Source organism: Rhodococcus huquni (assembly GCF_055231055.1).
The window spans coordinates 62,229-81,103 of record NZ_JBUYWE010000006.1; the positions used below are offsets into that span (position 1 = coordinate 62,229).

Sequence of the window (18,875 nt, forward strand, 5' to 3'; positions counted from 1 at the left end):
CCGCCGCAGCGGTCCGAGTGACCGCATGACGGTGGCCTCCGACCGCTTCGGTCGGAGGCCACCGTGACCAGCCGAATTTCTACTTGTCGTCGGTCTTCTTGGAGTCCGACTCCGAAGCCTGCTCACCGTACTCGAGCGGACGCTCGAACGGCGAAGCCTCGGACGGGTTCTGGCCGTACGTCGGCGCTGCGTGCTGAGCCGAACCGAAATTGCTGCTTCCGGCCTGGAACTGCGCGGTCGGCGCTGCGGAGCCCGGGGCCGAATCCTGCGAAGTGGAACCCGCCGTGTCGCCGCCGCTCTGGCCTGCAGGCGAGGTGTAACCCTGGTACTGCTGCTGGCCGTAGGCCTGTTGGTAAGGCGACTGCTCGCCCGAGACCGGGTAGGCACCGAACGGGCCGGTGGTGTCGTTGTCGGCCGACCCCTGCTGCGACTGCGAAGACGCCTGGTCCTGCGCAGACGGCTGGCTGGTGGGGACCTGCTGGGTCGGCGTGGAGGCCGACGAGGTCTGAGCCTGACCGAACGCAGGCGCGGCCGGCGAGGTGTAGCCGGGGTACTGCTGCTGCTGGCCGTAGGCCTGCTGACCGTACTGCTGCTGTGCATAGCCCTGCTGACCGTAAGGCTGCTGGCCATACGCCTGCTGACCGTAGTTCTGCGACTGATCGGTCGGCGCCGACGCCTGACCCTGGCTGTACGGCGACTGCTGACCGTAACTCTGCTGCTGAGCCTGTCCGTACGCACCTGCCTGCTGGCCGGTAGGTCCATAGCCCTGACTCTGGCTCTGCTGCTGACCCGGCACCTGCTGCTGGCCCTGACCGAAGGCCTGCTGCTGCTGGGCACCGTGACCGAAGCCCTGCGACGGCCCGGCGAAACCCTGCGGCGTCGCGGGCTTGGGCTCCGGGGCCTTGACGATTCCCGTCGCGAAGAGAAGTGCCGCCACGGTCACGACGACCTGGATGAAGCCCAGAACCAGAATCGCGATGGCACCGATCTTCAGTGAGCCGTCGGACGACAGTGCCTCGGCCAGAACCGTGAGGAAGCCTGCCACCGTTGCGGCCGCTGCGGCCCCGCCGTAGTTCTGCTTCGGAAGCAGGGAAACGCCGGCGAGCAGACCACCGAGGAGCAGAAGTCCCACGCCGTAGATGCCCGCTTCGAAGGCGTTGGCCGCGATCGCGGGAACGCCGAACGTCGAATCGCCGCCGATCTCGAAGAACTTCGCGAATCCGAGCAGGAAGCTGATGACACCGAGAGCCGCCGCACCTACGAGGAGAAAGAAGCCGAGATCCTTCGAGCTTCCCTCCGAATTCGATGGCGCCGGGGTCGGCTGCGCGGGCGGGCCGTAGCTCGGCCCTCCGGGCGTGAACGTCATGACTTCTCCTTGTCGACATCGTGGTCGTCGGCGTTGTGCGTGTTCGTTTCGACGCTAGCCTACGTAGTCACTCAGGTCACGGCGCGAGTCGGCGGTCTGGCAGGCTCACGAAACCCGCGAGAATGAGGTCATGCAGTACACGCTTGCCGGCCCCGTCGGAACCGAGACGACGGTGGAGACGGAGATCAAACACTCCCGCTTCATCGCCACCCTGCGCCGTGTCTCGACGGAAGACGATGCGCGTGGGTTCGTCGACGCGCAGCGGCGACGCTTCCCCGACGCACGCCACCATTGCTGGGCCTACATCGTCGGCGACGATCAGGTCGACCGAGTCGAACGGTCCAGCGACGACGGCGAGCCCGGGGGCACGGCGGGTCTGCCCATGCTGCAGATGGTGAAGGGGCGTGAACTCGTGAACGTCGCGGTGGTGGTGACTCGCTACTTCGGCGGAATCAAGCTGGGTGCGGGTGGGCTCGTACGCGCCTACTCCGGCGCGGTGGGTTCGGTCGTCGACCAGGCGACGTTGACCGGACGTAGCCGCCTCGAGATGTTCACGCTGAGTGTGGGTCATGCAGATGCAGGGCGGGTGGAAGCGGAATTGCGTGGGCGTGGTGTCGTCGTCATCGACACCGCCTACGGGGAGAGTGCCGTTCTCACCCTCGCTGCGCGCGATTCGGGGGCACTCGAAGAATTGGTCGCCGCCGCCACATCCGGGACGGGAACGCTGGAACCGGCCGGCGCGATGTGGATCGACGCCTCCGGCCTGTGAGTGGTTGACGAGTCTCTGGACTCGTCAACCACTCATAGGCGGCGAAGCCGCCTATGCCTCGACGGAGAGGCTCTGCAGGATCTCGCGCGCGAGGGCAGCGGTCTCGGACGGCGTCTTGCCGACCTTGACGCCTGCAGCCTCGAGTGCGTCCTTCTTGGCCTGCGCGGTTCCCGAGGAACCGGAGACGATGGCGCCGGCGTGGCCCATGGTCTTGCCCTCGGGTGCGGTGAAGCCTGCGACGTAGCCGACGACCGGCTTCGTCACGTTCGCCTTGATGTAGTCGGCGGCACGCTCCTCGGCGTCGCCACCGATCTCACCGATCATCACGATGACCTTGGTCTCGGGATCCTTCTCGAACGCCTCGATCGCGTCGATGTGGGTGGTTCCGATGACCGGGTCGCCGCCGATACCGATGGCGGTGGAGAAGCCGTGCTCACGCAGCTCGAACATCATCTGGTAGGTCAGCGTGCCCGACTTGGAGACCAAGCCGATCGGACCGGAGCCCGCGATGTTCGCCGGGGTGATCCCGACGAGCGACTCGCCGGGCGTGATGATGCCGGGGCAGTTCGGGCCGATGATGCGGGTCTTGTTGCCCTTCGACTCGTTGTACGCCCAGGCGTATGCGGAGTCCTGCACCGGGATGCCCTCGGTGATGACGACGAGCAGCGGGATCTCCGCGTCGATCGCCTCAACGATGGCGTCCTTGGCGAACTTCGGCGGGACGAATGCGATCGAGACATCGGCAGACGTCTCTTTCATCGCCTCGGCGACGGTGCCGAACACGGGAAGCTCCACGCTCGAACCATCAGCAGCGGAGTGAGCCACGGTGGTGCCGGCCTTGCGGGCGTTGACGCCGCCGACGACCTGCGTGCCGGCCTTCAGCATGAGCGCCGTGTGCTTGGTGCCCTCGCCGCCGGTGATGCCCTGGACGATGACCTTGGAGTCCTTGGTCAGGAAGATTGCCATTTGTATATGTCCCTTACTTTGCGGCGAAGGCCAGCTCGGCTGCCTTGTCGGCTGCCTCGTCCATGGTTCCGACTACCGTGACCAGCGGGTGAGCGGCCTCGGCGAGGATCCGGCGACCCTCATCGACGTTGTTGCCGTCCAAGCGGACGACCAGCGGCTTGTTGGCCTCGTCGCCGAGAGTCTTCAGTGCGCCCACGATGCCGTTGGCAACCGCGTCACATGCGGTGATACCGCCGAATACGTTGACGAACACACTCTTGACCTGCTCGTCGTTCAGGATGACGTCCAGGCCGTTCGCCATGACCTCTGCGGATGCGCCGCCACCGATGTCGAGGAAGTTGGCGGGCTTCACGTTGCCGTGCTTCTCACCGGCGTAGGCGACGACGTCGAGGGTCGACATGACCAGCCCGGCTCCGTTGCCGATGATTCCGACCTGTCCGTCGAGCTTGACGTAGTTGAGGTCGTTCTCCTTGGCCTTGAGCTCGAGGGGATCGGTTGCGTCCTTGTCCTCGAACGCGGCGTGCCCGGGCTGACGGAACGATGCGTTCTCGTCCAGGGTGACCTTGCCGTCGAGGGCCAGGATCTGGTCGTCCGGCGTACGCACGAGCGGGTTGACCTCGACGAGGAGAGCATCTTCGTTGATGAAGACCTCCCACAGCTTCTGAATGGTGACCGCTGCGGCGTCGAGCACCTCGGCGGGCAGCTTGCCGGCTTCGGCGATACTGCGCGCGAAGGCGAGGTCCACACCCTTGACGGCGTCGACCGGAATCTTCGCGAGGGCGTCGGGGTTCTCCTCCGCCGTGACCTCGATCTCGACACCACCCTCGACGGAACACATCGCGAGGTAGGTGCGGTTCGTGCGGTCCAGCAGGAAGGAGATGTAGTACTCCTCCGCGATGTCGCTCGCTTCGGCGACCAAGAGTTTCTTGACGACATGGCCCTTGATGTCGAGCCCGAGGATCGACTCGGCGTTGGCCTGAGCCTCGTCGGCGTTGTTGGAGTACTTCACACCGCCGGCCTTGCCGCGGCCTCCGACCTTGACCTGAGCCTTGACCATCACGGGCTTGCCGATTTCTTCGGCAATCTCACGTGCCCCGGCGACCGTGTCGGTAACACGCCCCGCCGATGTCGGCACCTCGTGCTTGGCGAAGAGTTCCTTCGCCTGGTATTCGAAGAGATCCATCTGCTCACCGTCTCGTCTGCGTTGACACCCGCTCGAGGGGTAGGAGCGGGCCTGTTTTGGACTTTAACTAGTTGTCGCGGTCCGATTACGTCCGCATACATGCTATGTGGCCCAGATCACGCAACTGAAGCCTTTGAGGTGCACCTCACCGAGATTTCGTGCGTGATGTGAGGATGGCTGCAGCCCCGATCAACACTATGCCCAGACCAGTGGCGACGACACCCGCCCCCGGGCGAACCTCGTCGACTCGCGCGCTCGTGAGTGGCAGTGCGAGGAGATGCACCACGCCGAGGACCGCAGCGCCGAGCAACAACGCGGCCGCCCGCGCCGGACGTGAACGGGACGCGACCACGAGAGCGACGAGCACGGCGACCGCAAGAATCGCGGGCCCCCACCACTCGAGGCCGCGGCCGAAGTCGGCGAGAGTCGCAGCCGAGTACTCGTCACCACGCACGTCCACCCCGCGATAGAGCGGGAGGGCGAGCCCGACGACGAACGCCGCCACACCGAGCCCACCGACGACCAGAACCGCTTTGTTCGCCGATCGCTCGTCGGACACGTCGATCTCTTCCCGCTCCGCCGACCCTGCGAGTCCGGCGAAGAATCCGACGACCACGGCTCCCGCAGCCGCCACCCACATCACGACGACTCCGATGCCGATGCCGACACCGGGTACATCCGCGGCCGTGACGGCCGATGCCGTGACACCGGTGACGGCGAACGGCACGCCGACCCACAGCACACCGACCGCGGGTCGTAATGCCGCCGCGAACTCCGAGAACCACAACCAGATGCTCGCCACGACGAGAACGACACCGGCGACGAGCACGAGCCGGGTGGCGTAGATCTGCGGCGATGCCGCGACGACCTCTTCGGCAGCCGCATCGAGATTCAGCACGGGAAGAAGCGAACCGACCGCGGCCAGGGCACCCACCACGACTCCGAGCGTGCCGGTGGCGACGTGCCAGCGGGTACGTCTCTGCGCCGCAGCGGTCGCCTCGGCACGCATGGCAGCTTTCGCGACACCCTTCGCGGAAGGAGCGACAGCGCCACTCTTGGCTGGGCGCGCGCCGCCGGCCTCCGAGTCCGTGGACACCGCGAGCGTGCGGAGAACCCGGCGATCGCGAATTCGGTCCAACGGCACGACTGCGAGTCCGGCGAACAGGAGCACTGCCGCCGCGGCCGTTCCGATCACCGATCCGATACCCGGGTCGATGCGATCACCTGCCGACACGGCCGCGACCAGCCGAGTACCTGCCACCGCCAACGCGGCGAGAGCCGAGCCGACGATCGCCGCGGCCGCGACGGGCGGTGCGATCGACGCGAGAGCCGAGGCTGCCACCAGGAGGACTGCGACGGCGATGATGGCTGCGCCCGCCGAGGCAGTGACGTCGGAGTCCACTACGGGTGGCACCAGAATCATCGGATCGTGGGATTCGAGGGCCGGGGCGAACAACGCGCCGCCGAACACCACGGCCACGACGACCACCAGCGCGGAGAGCAGAAACCCGATACGCGACCCGGTGGCCCGTCCGACCTGCTCCGAACTGCGAGCCGAACCGTAGCCGTCCGCAAGAGAAGCCCGGTGCACGGCGAACAAGCCGAGCAGTCCGCCGAGGACCATCAGGAGGTGGCCGGCGAGAACTGCATAGGCACCCGGCCCCGGCCCGAGATCCACGGCGGTCTCCGGCGTGAAGAGTTCGAGCCGGTTCGCATCGACGGCGTCGGTCCACAGTTGAACATCCGCGACGGCGGCACCGAGTGCGACGACTCCGGACCCCGCCAGCAGCGCGCCGGACACCGCCACCCGCCGCGCCAAGAGCGCCACCAGCGCAAGCACCGCCGGCGCGAGGGCGAACACCGCAGCCCAGGCGACTGCCGGCACGGCGCCGGACGCCCAGTCCCCCGCCGATTCGGAGCGGACTGCACCCAGCATCGGGCCGGCCGCTACGGCGGCGCCGCCGACGATGGCGAACGCCACGGCGAGAACGCCGCCGCCACTGCTGTCGGGTTCGTCGTCGAGTTCGGCAAACACGGAGCGTGAGGGAATCCGCTCGGGCTCCGCGCGGCGACCGTCGCCGGCCGCTTTCCGGTCCCCCGGTCGAGTTGTTGATGCCACGTGGCGACGCTAACGCGTCGAGGCTGATTTCGGCGTCGGCATGACACGCGTCGACCGCGTTCCCATCCCGCATGGTGGACACCCATGCGTTCGGCGTCTGTGACACAGATCGTTTCCCCAGCTCATGAAGTGATGCACGTCACATATGGCCAAACGGGCGCGTTACAGGTTGCGCCCATCGCAACCGTTTCGTTACCGTTCCCAGGTCTTAGTCACAGGCAGGTCACAAGCAGGAGGACGAACGGGCACATGCATCATCGCAGCCAGTTCACGACCAGCCGATTCAGAAAGTCCTCGGATCACGTGAACCAAGGCACGCCCGCTCATTCCACGAGGTCGGTTCCGAGCTATCTCGGCGCTGATGGTTCCGAAAGTTCGACCAGCATGTTTCGTAACGAGAACAACGCCGACGCGTACGCCGGCCACTACGCGACCGACTACGGTTACGACGCCGACTACCAGCCGGAATACGAGTACCGAGAGCACGAGTACACGTACTCGCAGTCGCCCACCTCGTACTTCACCAACCCGGGATCCGCTTCACAGGACCGGATGACGCAAGAACCAGCTCCTGCCACTCGTCGCAGTGGAGCTCACCGCATTCCCACCCCTCCCACCGCCCTCAAAGGCCGCGCCGCAGTCCTCGCGGTCGCCGCAGGCGCCGTGGTCGCAGCCGGACAGGCCGGACTCTCCAACAGCTCTTCCGATTCCAGCCAGACCGAGGTCGCGCTCGCATCGGACAACGAATCGACCATCGGCACCACCGCCGAGCCGCAGGCCGCCCAGTTCTCCACGGTCGCAGACAACGGTTCTTCCGCCGCGTCGAAGTCGGATACTCCCCAGGTCCTCAACGTCGCGAACCCCGCGGACCTCTCGCAGTTCAACAACCTTCTCGCCAAGGGTCAGCGCTTCAGCGAAGAGCGCGCCGCCCGCGAAGCCGCTGCGCGTCGCCCGCTGTTCGTTCTTCCCGCCATCGGAAACTTCACCTCCAGCTTCGGCAGCCGGTGGGGAACCTTGCACGCGGGCGTCGACATCGCCGGCCCGATCGGAACGCCGATCGTTGCAGTGGCAGACGGCAAGGTCATCGACTCCGGCCCGGCCTCCGGCTTCGGAATGTGGGTTCGACTCCTGCACGCGGACGGCACCATCACCGTGTACGGCCACATCAATACGTCCGAGGTCACCGTGGGCCAGGAAGTGATGGCAGGCGATCAGATCGCCACCATCGGCAACCGCGGATTTTCCACGGGCCCCCACCTCCACTTCGAGGTGCACCTTCCCGGCGAGAACAAGATCGACCCGATTCCGTGGCTTGCCTCGCGTGGCATCAGCCTCGGTATCGAGCGCGACTGATCCGTTCACCGCTTCACCATGTCTTCCGGTATCACCGACGTTCAACGACGCCTGCTCGACGGCTGGTTGGGGACCTGGCAGATCGTCGACGACTACTCGTGGCCACTCCAGGACACCACCGTCCTGCACGTCCGCACCGCGCACGAGGACTGCATCGTCAAAGCCAGCGCCTCCAGTCACCACATTCCGCGTGAGATCGCAGCCCACCAACAGTTTCTCGGTGACATCCCCGGCGCCGCGCCCACGCTCCTGCACGAATCCGCTGGCGACTTTCTCCTAGTGACCCGCTACGAGCCCGGTGAGATCGTCGAGGGTTCACCAGCCGAGTGGGCGAGCGACACGTACCGACAAGCGGGTGCACTACTCGCTCGGCTACTCGTTCCGGGAGAACAGTCGAGCGACTACGCGGAGAGACTTCGTCGGCAGTGCGCCTTCGATCTCGACAACGCCGCCGGACTGGTGCCGGACGACCAGGTGACCTCACTACGGAGTCAGCTCGATTCCGTTGTCGTACAACCAGTCCCCGTCTCCTTCACACACGGCGACTTCCATCCGCGAAACTGGCTCATCGACGAGGGCCAGGTGTCGGTCATCGACTTCGGCCGTGCCGAACAGCGACATTGGACGAGCGAGTTGTTCCGCTTGCGCAATCAGCAGTTCGTCGGTCGCCCACACCTCGAAGAAGCCTTTCTCGAGGGGCTCGGGCGCACCCTCGACGAGGCCGACGAACACGTCTGGAAGCTCGAGCAGATTCACCAGGCGCTGTCCACGGTCGTCTGGGCGGACAGCATCGGCGACTCGCAGTTCGCCGATGCCGGCCGTGTGATGGTCGGACGACTCGCCTGACGGTTCTCTACAGCTTCACCATCGGCACGCCGCCGATCAGCATCAGACGCACTTTGCCCGCACTGCCGAAGTCGATGGTGACTGTCGCGGTCGCACCCGCCCCCTTCGTTTCGAGGACCGAGCCGAGGCCGTATTTGTCGTGGCTCACCCGATCCCCCACCGACAGAACCAAATTGTTGTTGCGCTTCGCCGCGCCGAACCCTGTCGAATTGCCGCCCGCACCGCCGCCGCTGCTGCCGTAACCGCCGCCGTAGCCTCCACTGCCACGGAGTCGGCCACCGCCGATGGCACCGCCGGCACCGGGGCCGGGATCGACCCGGCGCCAGTCGAGAAGTTCCGTCGGTATCTCCTGCAGAAAACGCGATTCCGGGTTCTGGATCGGCTGACCCCACGCGGACCGCATCACTGCGCGAGTCAAGTACAGGCGATGACGCGCACGCGTGATTCCCACGTAGGCGAGTCGTCGTTCCTCGGACAGTTCTGCCGGATCTCCCAGTGCCCGCATGTGCGGAAACTGGCCGTCCTCCCAACCGGTCACGAACACGACCGGGAACTCGAGGCCCTTTGCAGTGTGCAGGGTCATCAGCGTGACGACGCCGTCTTCGGAGTCGGGGACCTGATCGGCGTCGGCAACCAGCGACACACGCTCGAGGAAGGCTGCGAGCGAACCGGGCTCGGGTTCGCCGTCGCGATCTTCTGCCACATCCGGGGCTTCGTCGAGGCCTGCCGCATTGCGCGCGTCCGCACTGAATTCGCGTGCCACGCTGACCAACTCGTTGAGGTTGTCGAGCCGAGCGCCATCCTGCGGATCGCTGCTGGACGCGAGTTCGGCCTGGTAGCCCGTGCGTTCGAGCACTGCTTCGATGACCTCGCCGAGGTCGCCGATCTCGTCGCTGTCCGGTGCGGGTAGGAGCGCTCGAAGCTCGTCGGTCATGGTCACGAACGCCGCGATGGCCTTCTGCGATCGGGTGTTGAGCAGCGCCACCTTGCCGTCGGCGCCGTCGCGCAGGGCTTGCGCGAAGCTCATATCTCGCTGTTCGGCGTGCACGGCGACGCATGCCTCCGCGCGGTCGCCGATACCGCGGCGCGGCGTGTTCAGGATGCGGCGCAGGCTCACCGTGTCGTTCGGATTGGCGAGCACCCGCAGGTACGCGACGATGTCGCGCACTTCTTTCCGCTCGTAGAAGCGCACACCGCCGACGACCTTGTAGGGCACGCCGAGGCGAATGAAGATCTCCTCGATCGCGCGCGACGAATTGTTGGTGCGGTAGAAGACGGCCATGTCGGCGAACTTCGCGTCTCCGGCATCGACCAGCTTGTCGATCTCTGCGGCGACGAAGGACGCTTCGTCGTGCTCGTTGTCGGCCACATAGGCGGTGATGAGTTCGCCTTCGCCGGAGTCGGTCCACAGTTGCTTCTCGCGCCGTCCGGAGTTCCTCGAGATCACCGAGTTGGCGGCGGACAGGATGTTCTGAGTGGACCGATAGTTCTGCTCGAGGAGGATGGTGCGCGCATCCGGGTAGTCGCGCTCGAACTCCTCGATGTTGCGGATGGTCGCGCCGCGGAATGCATAGATCGACTGGTCTGCGTCACCGACGACGCACAGCTCTGCGGGAGGCACACCGTGCTCCCCCTCCGCCGGCTCGGATCCGACCAGTTCACGCACCAGCATGTACTGGGCATGGTTGGTGTCCTGGTACTCGTCGACCATGACGTGCCGGAATCGGCGGCGGTAGTACTCCGCGACCTGAGGGAACGCCTGCAGCATGCCGACGGTCTCACCGATCAGATCGTCGAAATCCAGCGCGTTCGCCGACCGCAGCCGCTGCTGATAATGCCCGTACACCTTGGCCACGAGCTTCGGGAGCTCCGACGGCTCCTTCTCGGCATCGGTCACCGCCTGCTCGGGATCGACGAGCTCGTTCTTCAGGTTGGAGATGTGCGTGGCGAGAAGCCTGGGCGAGTGCTTCTTCGAATCGATCCCGAGGTCCTTCGAGATCATCGTCAACAACCGACGCGAATCGTCCGAGTCGTAGATCGAGAAGTTGGAGTTGAGCCCGGGCAGAAGTGCTGCCTGAGCACGCAGAATCCGGACACAGCTCGAGTGGAAGGTGGACACCCACATGCTGTGAGCACGGGGGCCGACGAGCTGCGCCACCCGCTCGCGCATCTCGGCAGCAGCCTTGTTCGTGAACGTGATGGCGAGGATCTGGCCGGGGCGTACGTCCCGCTCGGCCAGCAGGTATGCGATCCGCCGGGTGAGGACTGCCGTCTTGCCCGACCCTGCACCCGCCACGATCAGCAGCGGCGACCCGGCGTGCAGGACGGCCTCACGCTGATGTGGATTCAATCCGTGAAGCAGGGCGTCGGACCGAGAATCGGAGTGCGCCGAACTGTCGAGGGGAGCTGTGGTGCCGGCTGGAGCATTCCGACCTGAAACCGACGGGCTGGGAAAGGTAGTCATCGCTCCTCTACGCTACCGTCGCGCACCGACAGGATCGCAGGCGCGCACCTGCACTTGGCCGCGAGACGACGAGCGTGGCAAACTGGTACATATGTTCAGCGCTTCACGTCGCGCACTGCGGCGATTTTACGGGCACCGGCCGCCGGTGCCCGTGAACTGAACAGCTCACGAGCCTCGAGGTCCCACCCGGATCCCGGGGCTCTTTTCGTCAGTGAGCCTGGATCGGTAACGACCCGAGCCGAAACAACGATCCAAGTTCTGAGAAGAGGAGACGAACCCATGAGCATTCAGACCGTCACGGAAGCCGGGGCGAACACCCCCGTGCCGACCACCGAAGCGGAGATCGACGAGCTTCGTCACGAGATCGACCGCCTCGACGCCGAGATTCTTGCTGCGGTCAAGCGCCGCGCAGAAGTGTCACAGCTCATCGGCCGCACGCGCATGGCATCCGGCGGTGTCCGACTCGTTCACAGCCGCGAGATGAAGGTTCTCGAGCGCTACAACGAGCTGGGCCAGGAGGGTCACACCCTCGCAATGCTGCTGCTTCGTCTCGGACGCGGACGCCTCGGGCACTGAGCCGCAGGCGTCTCTCTGGCACTGAGCCGCAGGCGTCTCTCGGGCACTGAGACACCCATACTTCGCGCGACCTCGCGCACCGGATTCGAGTAATCGGTGCACGAGGTCGTTCGCGTCTGTGCCTACTCCTACTGCAGAGCGATGTACTTGGTCTCGAGGTACTCCTCGATTCCCTCCGAGCCGCCCTCTCGTCCGAACCCGGAGGACTTGATTCCGCCGAACGGCGCGGCCGGGTCCGAGATCACTCCCCTGTTGACGCCGACCATGCCGGTTTCGACCGCCTCGGCAACACGTAGCGCCCGATCGAGATCCCGGGTGTAGATGTAGGACGCCAGGCCGTACTCCGTGTCGTTGGCCGCCGCGACGCCCTCTTCTTCCGTCTCGAAGGTGGTGATCGCGGCGACGGGTCCGAACACCTCTTCCTTCAGAATCCGGGCGTGTGCAGGCACCTCGGCGAGCACCGTCGCCGGGTAGTACCAACCCGGCCCGTCCTGCGCCTTACCGCCCAGACGGACTGTCGCACCCGCGGCCACCGCGTCGTCGACCAGTTCGGACACCGTCCGGAGCTGCTTCTCGCTGACGAGCGGTCCGAGTGTGGTGGCGGAGTCGGAACCCGGTCCGAGCACGAACTCGCCCATCTTCTTCGTCAGCTTCTCGGTGAACTCTTCGTGAATCGACTCGGCCACGTGGAATCGGTTGGCCGCCGTGCACGCCTCGCCGCCGTTGCGGAGCTTCGCAAGAATCGCACCGTCGACCGCTGCGTCTACGTCGGCGTCGTCGAACACCACGAACGGGGCGTTTCCACCGAGTTCCATCGACGTGCGCAGCAGTCCCTTCGCCGACTTCTCGACGAGCATCCGGCCTACCCCGGTCGATCCGGTGAAGGTGAGCTTGCGCAGTCGCGGGTCTTCGAGCAACGGGTCGGTGATGTCACCCGATCGGGACGTCGGCAGCACGGACACCACGCCCTTGGGTATTCGCGCGTCGTCCATCAATCGCGCCAGGTACAGCAGGGTGAGCGGCGTTTCCGACGCCGGCTTGACGATCATGGTGCAGCCCGCGGCCAACGCAGGTGCCAGCTTCCGGGTGCCCATCGCCAACGGAAAATTCCACGGCGTGATGGCCAGGCACGGCCCTACGGGCTGCTTCGTGACCAGGATCCGGCCGGTGCCTGCGGGAGCCTGCGTGTATCGGCCGGCGACCCGCACGGCCTCCTCTGCGAACCACCGGAAGAACTCTGCGCCGTACTTGATCTCGGCGCGACTCTCGGGCAGGGCCTTACCCATCTCCAGGGACATCAGGAGCGCGAGTTCCTCGGTGCGTTCGACGATCCTGTCGTAGACCCCGCGCAGCAGCTCACCGCGTTCACGGGCGGGTGTACGTGCCCACTCCGATTGCACGGCGACCGCAGCATCGAGGGCGCGTCGGCCGTCGTCCGGGCTGGCGTCGGAAACCGTGGTGAGCACGTCACCGGTCGCCGGGTCGTGTACCTCGAAGGTGGCGCCGGCCTCGGCGTCCACCTCGTGACCGCCGAGATACAGCTTGGTGGGAACCGTTCGAATGAGTTCGAGTGCATCCATGGCCTCCATCATGCGCCCGAAAGCTCGGTAGAGGCTGGTGAAGGACAACGCGGGACGATTCGGGCACCAGACACTAAGCTCGACTCTCGTGAGCACAGACATAACCCGAACCGACGCCTGGCAAAACCTTCGCGCCCACCACGCCGGTATCGAATCTGTGCACCTGCGAGAGCTCTTCGCGAACGATCCTGCCCGCGGCAGCGAACTACAGGTCACTGCCGGCGATCTGTACGTCGACTACAGCAAGCACCGTGTCGACCGGGAGACACTCGCTCTGCTGGTCGACTTGGCTCGCACAGCTGGAGTCGAGGAGCGCCGCGACACCATGTTCGCCGGCGGCCACATCAACACTTCCGAGGACCGCGCCGTCCTCCACACCGCACTTCGACTCCCCCGCGACGCCACGCTGGAGGTCGACGGTGAGAACGTCGTCGCCGAGGTCCACGAAATTCTCGATCGCATGGGCGATTTCACCGACCGAGTGCGCTCCGGACAGTGGCGTGGTGCCACCGGCAAGAAGATCGAAACGGTCGTCAACATCGGTATCGGTGGCTCCGATCTCGGCCCCGTGATGGTCTATCGCGCGCTGCGGCACTACGCCGATGCCGGTATCAGTGTCCGGTTCATCTCCAACATCGATCCGTCCGACCTGGTCCGGAGTCTCAACGGGCTCGATCCGGCGACCACGCTCTTCGTCGTCGCGTCCAAGACGTTCTCGACACTCGAGACACTGACCAACGCTACCGCCGCGAAGCGCTGGCTTCTCGAGTCACTGGGCCTCGGAAACGATGCGGTGGCAAAACATTTCGTCGCGGTGTCCACCCACGCCGAACGCGTCGCCGAGTTCGGTATCGACACCGACAACATGTTCGGATTCTGGGATTGGGTCGGCGGGCGCTACTCCGTCGATTCCGCGATCGGACTCTGTGTGATGGCGGCGATCGGCCGCGAGCGATTCGCCGAGTTCCTCGCCGGCTTCCACCTGGTCGACGAACATTTCCGCACGGCTCCCCTCGAACACAATGCGCCGGTCCTTCTCGGACTGCTCGGCCTCTGGTACTCCAACTTCTTCGGTGCGGAGTCACGCGCGGTACTGCCGTACTCCAACGACCTCGTGCGCTTCGCCGCATACCTCCAGCAGCTCACGATGGAGTCGAACGGCAAATCGGTCCGGGCCGACGGCAGTCCGGTGTCGACTTCTACCGGCGAGATCTTCTGGGGAGAACCGGGTACCAACGGTCAGCACGCTTTCTATCAGCTGCTCCACCAGGGAACCCGACTCGTGCCCGCCGACTTCATCGGCTTCGTCCAACCCACCGACGACCTGCCGACCATGGACGGCACGGGCAGCATGCACGACCTGCTGATGAGCAACTTCTTCGCCCAGACCAAGGTCCTCGCCTTCGGGAAGACGGCAGAGGAGATCGCGGCCGAAGGCACCGATCCCGAACTGGTTCCGCACAAGGTGATGCCGGGCAACCGGCCCTCCACCACCATCCTCGCGCCGAAGCTGAGCCCATCGGTCCTCGGCCAGCTCATCGCGTTGTACGAGCACCAGGTGTTCGTGGAAGGCGTCATCTGGGGAATCGACTCGTTCGATCAGTGGGGCGTGGAACTCGGCAAGACCCAGGCGAACGAACTGCAGCCCGTCCTCACCGCGGACGAAGCGCCCGAACCGCAAGACGATTCGTCCACCACAGCGCTGATCGACTGGTACCGCAAGGGCCGCGGAAGGGCCTCCGGCCCTGTGAGCGGTTAGCGAGTCTCCGGACTCGCCCGCCGCTCACGGTCGCGTAGCGCTCAACGTCCAGTTCTGGGTCGTGTACTCACGCCCGTTGCGGTCGACGAACCGCGCGCGCAGACCATGTTGCTCGATCCATCTGATCGCTCCGATTCGGCGGGACAGCGCCGCCTCCGCGGCCGCGTATGCCCACAGCGGGTCGGCGCCGACGACGGTCACCTGGTCCCACTCCGTTTCGTCCGGCACCGGATCGTCCGCCGAACCGGACCTGATCGCGGTGGCCATCGCCGTTCCGTTGACGAGTTCGACCACGCCGTCGGAGGGAACGTCGATCTGCCAGCCCCCAGCCGGACAGTGGCCGGCGGTCGCGACCACCTCCCCGATCCGTACTGCGGCACCACACTCGAGTTCGGCAGCGACGAGCTCGGCCGCACGCGCCACCGTGTCGGCCTTGGCGGTCTCCGTGAGGTCGAACGAAGCTCCCCACGGGGCGAATACGACGTCGTCGTCGATCTGCACGTCCTGGTACGTAGGTACCGGGTGAACGGGCGGCATCTTCTCGTCGTCGAAACGCGGCAACGCGAGTGGTCCGACGACACCGTCGGTCATTCGGGCCGCCCACAGCGACGACCGCAGCAGCGACGACATGCGTTTGCTCACCTTCACCGGCGCGCCCTGGGAAAGGTTCACACCGTGGATCTCGGCGTCACCACGCCGTAGATCGCAGACCGACGCCGCATCCTCGATGACTCGGGCGATCAGCGCACTCGCAGCCGACAGCGCCGCGCCCTCGGTCACATCGACCTCGACCACGGAATCCCACATAATCCACTGCTCGGCACTGACCATGTCCCTACTCCGTGCGCTAGTCGTCACAGCTCACGTTTCCAGTATGCGCCGTTTGTCCAGTGCTGCCTTTCACCGCTGGTCGCACGCCCGGCGGCCGTAGACTTCCGCTCGTGAACGCCGGACGCCTTGCCCCCGACGCGACCCGACTGAGTGTGGTCGACGAGATCTTCCTCCGCACCCACCACGGCTGGGGCAATCCGGTGGTGATGCAGGGTCTGTGGCGGTGCGCGGATCGGATCGGCCCTGTCCTGCTCGAGTCGGTGCACCAGGCGATCGCCCATGGTCGTCTGGGACGACGCGTGGTGCGCTCCCGCGTTCCCCTGGCGAGACCACGTTTCGTCGCCGACGTTTCGGCCTTTCCCATCGAGTCCCGCTCGCTGCCTGCATCCGACCTCATGAGGTGGGCGGACGAGCAGGCAACGTTCGATATCGACCCGGAGATCGGTCCCGGCTGGCGAATCTCGTTCGCCGATCTCGACGACGGCGGGACCGTCGTGTCACTGGTGTGTTCCCACGTGATCGCCGACGCGCGGGGTCTCGCCGCCGCGATCGAAGACGCGCTGACAGGGGCGTCGCGCGTCGAGCCATGCACGCCGCGCACATCGGACCTCCGTGACGCGCTCGGGCTAGCGGGCAAGGTCCTGTCCAGAACTCTGGTGGCCGTCGCAGGTCTGGTGGTCCACCCGGAACGCCGTCGTGAGCTTCGGCAGCCGGACGCCACTGCAGTCCCCTCCGTCAGGACGTGCACTCGCGTGATCGCCGAGTGGGACGCGAAAGCGTGGGATGCCGTCGCCGAAAGTGACGGCGGGACACCGAACAGCCTGTTCATCTCGGTGGTGGCCGAACTGGCGCGCACCTATCCAACCGAAACAGTCATCGTGAGCGTTCCGATGGACGTCCGCTCGCGTCCGGGCATCGACAACTCGGTCGCAATGGTCGAAATCGTGCTGTCCGGCAACGAATCGGGCCGCCGGACACGCGATATCAGCCGCGCTGCCTACGCATCCCCACCGATGTCCAGCCCCGCGGGCTTCCCGGAAGAGCTGCTCCAGGTGGTACCGGATCGGCTTGCCCACAAGTTGTCGGGCGAGGCGGGCGAACGAGATGCCCTGTGCTCCAACATAGGAAAGCTTCCCGACGGCATGCGGTCGCTCGGCCCCCACACCGCAATCGGAATCGCGACCCGAGCCGTTCACCCACACCCTGTGGTGACCCGGTCCCGAATATTCGCATTCCTCAACGAGTTCGACGGCCGATACACCCTGGCCCTGGAGAGCTCCGCGGATCGGTCGCCCGATGAACTCCGCGCCCGCGTCACGGACGTACTGACCGGGCGCGGCCTGAACCCTGATTTTTGGTAGGTACTACTGCCCGAAGGTGAAGCGAAGGTTCCCATTGATCAGCTCGTTCAGGCGCTTGCGCATTCGAAGGACGGTTTCGTCATCTGGGGGCGGATCGTCGACGAGCAGTGTCCACCGCAGAACCGTGTGGCCCGAACCCTCCCCTTCCAGGTCGAACCTGATCACCGCGTCCGGTCGCCGCGCCCAGATGGACGACCACACGACGAGATCGGGTTCCACCTCCTCGAGCACGGTCGGACGTTGTTCATCGTCACGCATCGTCAACCACCGACGCCGCGGATCACGGTCGGGTCGAATCAGAGCCTCGAAGACCACCTTCTTCGGCGGAGGCTGGGTGCGCCGTCTGGTCGCGACCTCGATCATGGCAACACCGTAACTAGCCGTCATAAGGCTGACGGGCGGTTTCCGGGTCGCCGTATGTGACGGCGCGCTCGCGTCGGGAGTCGGTGGCGAGAGTGGCGGCCCAGTTCAGGAAGGTGCCCATCCGGTTTCGTGGACTTGCCAGGAACGCGATGTGGATCGCTCCCCATGAGACCCAGCCCAGGAAGCCCGAAAGATTCACCGGCCCTACCTGAACGATCGCCTGACGCCGCGCGATGTACGCAGCGGTGCCGAGATCGCGGTACTTGAACTTGGGCCGCAGCTTTCCGTCGCCGAGCACGGCGCGAATCTGTTTACCCGCGAATCGGCCGCCCTGCATGGCGACTTCGGCCACCCCAGGAAGCTTGTCGAGTGACATGACGTCACCGACCACCCATACGTTCGGATGGCCCGGAACGGTCAGATCCGGGAGCACCGGGATGCGTCCACCCGAGTCCGGCTCGACGTCGAGCGCGGTCGCCAATGCGCCCGCGAAGGGCACCGCCTCGACGCCTGCAGTCCACAGCACGGTTTTCGCCTCGTACCGCGTGACCGTTTTCGGTTCGGCTTTGGCCGTGGCTTCGACACCCGTCGCGGACACGTCGGTGACGTGGACGCCCAGATGCGTCTCGACACCGATCAAGTCGAGGGTCTTCTGAGCGGCAGCCGACAACTTGCGATGAAATCCTGGCAGCACACGATCACCGCCGTGGAACAGCAGGACTCGCGCCTCGGTCGGGTCGATCTCGTCGAACTCGTTTGCCAACGCTCGGGTGGCGAGTTCGCGAATCTGTCCGGCGAGTTCGACGCCGGTCGGACCACCGCCGGACACCGCGAACGTCAGCCACGGCCGTCGTTCTTCGGCGGTGGGGAGCGTCTCGGCCATCTCGAACGCGGTGACGATCTTTCGCCGAATCGCGAGTGCATCGTCCAGCGTCTTCATGCCGGGCGCCCACTGGCTGTATTCGTCGTGCCCGTGATACGACTGCCGCATTCCTGCCGCCACGACCAGGTAGTCGTAGGGCAGCGTGAACGTCGTTCCGTCCAGACGAAGGGCTGTGAGCTCCCCCGCTTCCGGGTCGATCGAGTGCGCCTCACCGAGGCTCACCCGCAGGCTCGGCCCCTTCCGGAGCAGGTGCCGCAGCGGGCTGGTGATCTCGCCCTGCGACAACAGCCCGGTCGCGCACTGATAGAGCAGTGGCTGAAACAGGTGACTGGTGCCGCGATCGATCAGCGTGACCTCGGCGTCGACGTCGCTCAATTGCCGCGCGGCGTAGAGGCCCCCGAATCCACCACCGACGATGACGACGCGCTTGACCATATTCGAAACCTACGCCTTCGG

15 protein-coding genes are annotated in these 18,875 nt (G+C 65.7%); 6 read left to right on the forward strand and 9 right to left on the reverse strand.

The window, feature by feature from the left end; translation table 11 throughout:
• Positions 1 to 79 precede the first annotated feature (79 nt).
• Positions 80 to 1,366 carry a DUF5336 domain-containing protein gene (locus ACZI8R_RS12990; RefSeq protein ID WP_463380041.1) on the reverse strand — a complete coding sequence of 429 codons (1,287 nt, stop codon included), beginning with the start codon at positions 1,364 to 1,366 and terminating at the stop codon, positions 80 to 82.
• A gap of 130 nt (positions 1,367 to 1,496) precedes the next feature.
• On the opposite strand from ACZI8R_RS12990, the gene ACZI8R_RS12995 reads away from it, so the two are divergent.
• The gene (locus tag ACZI8R_RS12995) at positions 1,497 to 2,135 is read left to right on the forward strand and encodes an IMPACT family protein (RefSeq protein WP_463380042.1); all 639 of its coding nucleotides are present in this window, start codon (positions 1,497 to 1,499) and stop codon (positions 2,133 to 2,135) included.
• Between the two features lie 51 nt (positions 2,136 to 2,186).
• On the opposite strand, the gene sucD is transcribed toward ACZI8R_RS12995, so the two are convergent.
• The 3 genes from sucD to ACZI8R_RS13010 form a co-directional block, all read right to left on the reverse strand.
• Entirely contained in the window at positions 2,187 to 3,101 is a 915-nt protein-coding gene (gene sucD, locus ACZI8R_RS13000; RefSeq protein ID WP_463380043.1) for a succinate--CoA ligase subunit alpha, read from the reverse strand.
• Positions 3,102 to 3,114: 13 nt separating this feature from the next.
• The gene (sucC, locus tag ACZI8R_RS13005) at positions 3,115 to 4,284 is read right to left on the reverse strand and encodes an ADP-forming succinate--CoA ligase subunit beta (RefSeq protein ID WP_463380044.1); all 1,170 of its coding nucleotides are present in this window, start codon (positions 4,282 to 4,284) and stop codon (positions 3,115 to 3,117) included.
• A 145-nt stretch (positions 4,285 to 4,429) separates the two neighbouring features.
• Entirely contained in the window at positions 4,430 to 6,403 is a 1,974-nt protein-coding gene (locus tag ACZI8R_RS13010; protein ID WP_463380045.1) for a hypothetical protein, read from the reverse strand.
• Positions 6,404 to 6,787: 384 nt separating this feature from the next.
• Here ACZI8R_RS13010 and ACZI8R_RS13015 point away from each other — a divergent pair, with 384 nt between their 5' ends.
• Both ACZI8R_RS13015 and ACZI8R_RS13020 read left to right on the forward strand, forming a co-directional pair.
• Positions 6,788 to 7,756, forward strand: a complete 969-nt coding sequence (locus ACZI8R_RS13015) for a M23 family metallopeptidase (RefSeq protein WP_463380046.1) — start codon at positions 6,788 to 6,790, stop codon at positions 7,754 to 7,756.
• A gap of 18 nt (positions 7,757 to 7,774) precedes the next feature.
• Positions 7,775 to 8,602, forward strand: coding sequence for a phosphotransferase (locus ACZI8R_RS13020; RefSeq protein WP_463380047.1), 828 nt, complete (start codon positions 7,775 to 7,777; stop codon positions 8,600 to 8,602).
• A gap of 7 nt (positions 8,603 to 8,609) precedes the next feature.
• Here ACZI8R_RS13020 and pcrA read toward each other — a convergent pair whose 3' ends face one another.
• Positions 8,610 to 11,066, reverse strand: a complete 2,457-nt coding sequence (pcrA, locus tag ACZI8R_RS13025; protein ID WP_463380048.1) for a DNA helicase PcrA — start codon at positions 11,064 to 11,066, stop codon at positions 8,610 to 8,612.
• A gap of 279 nt (positions 11,067 to 11,345) precedes the next feature.
• Between pcrA and ACZI8R_RS13030 the strand changes: the two genes are divergently transcribed.
• Positions 11,346 to 11,642: a chorismate mutase gene (locus ACZI8R_RS13030; protein WP_463380049.1), complete on the forward strand. Its 297-nt coding sequence runs from the start codon at positions 11,346 to 11,348 to the stop codon at positions 11,640 to 11,642.
• 128 nt (positions 11,643 to 11,770) lie between these two features.
• Here the strand turns inward: ACZI8R_RS13030 and ACZI8R_RS13035 are convergent, their stop codons facing one another.
• Complete coding sequence (locus ACZI8R_RS13035; RefSeq protein WP_463380230.1) at positions 11,771 to 13,222, reverse strand: NAD-dependent succinate-semialdehyde dehydrogenase; 1,452 nt, start codon at positions 13,220 to 13,222, stop codon at positions 11,771 to 11,773.
• Between the two features lie 88 nt (positions 13,223 to 13,310).
• On the opposite strand from ACZI8R_RS13035, the gene pgi reads away from it, so the two are divergent.
• Positions 13,311 to 14,981 (forward strand): glucose-6-phosphate isomerase, encoded by a 1,671-nt coding sequence (gene pgi / locus ACZI8R_RS13040; RefSeq protein WP_463380050.1) that lies wholly within the window; start codon positions 13,311 to 13,313, stop codon positions 14,979 to 14,981.
• Between the two features lie 24 nt (positions 14,982 to 15,005).
• On the opposite strand, the gene ACZI8R_RS13045 is transcribed toward pgi, so the two are convergent.
• Positions 15,006 to 15,812, reverse strand: coding sequence for an FAD:protein FMN transferase (locus tag ACZI8R_RS13045; RefSeq protein ID WP_463380051.1), 807 nt, complete (start codon positions 15,810 to 15,812; stop codon positions 15,006 to 15,008).
• Between the two features lie 110 nt (positions 15,813 to 15,922).
• On the opposite strand from ACZI8R_RS13045, the gene ACZI8R_RS13050 reads away from it, so the two are divergent.
• The gene (locus ACZI8R_RS13050) at positions 15,923 to 17,173 is read left to right on the forward strand and encodes a hypothetical protein (RefSeq protein ID WP_463380052.1); all 1,251 of its coding nucleotides are present in this window, start codon (positions 15,923 to 15,925) and stop codon (positions 17,171 to 17,173) included.
• Positions 17,174 to 17,176: 3 nt separating this feature from the next.
• On the opposite strand, the gene ACZI8R_RS13055 is transcribed toward ACZI8R_RS13050, so the two are convergent.
• Together ACZI8R_RS13055 and ACZI8R_RS13060 are read right to left on the reverse strand one after the other, a co-directional pair.
• The gene (locus ACZI8R_RS13055) at positions 17,177 to 17,536 is read right to left on the reverse strand and encodes a hypothetical protein (protein WP_463380053.1); all 360 of its coding nucleotides are present in this window, start codon (positions 17,534 to 17,536) and stop codon (positions 17,177 to 17,179) included.
• Positions 17,537 to 17,549: 13 nt separating this feature from the next.
• Positions 17,550 to 18,854, reverse strand: coding sequence for an NAD(P)/FAD-dependent oxidoreductase (locus ACZI8R_RS13060; RefSeq protein ID WP_463380054.1), 1,305 nt, complete (start codon positions 18,852 to 18,854; stop codon positions 17,550 to 17,552).
• Positions 18,855 to 18,875: the final 21 nt, after the last annotated feature.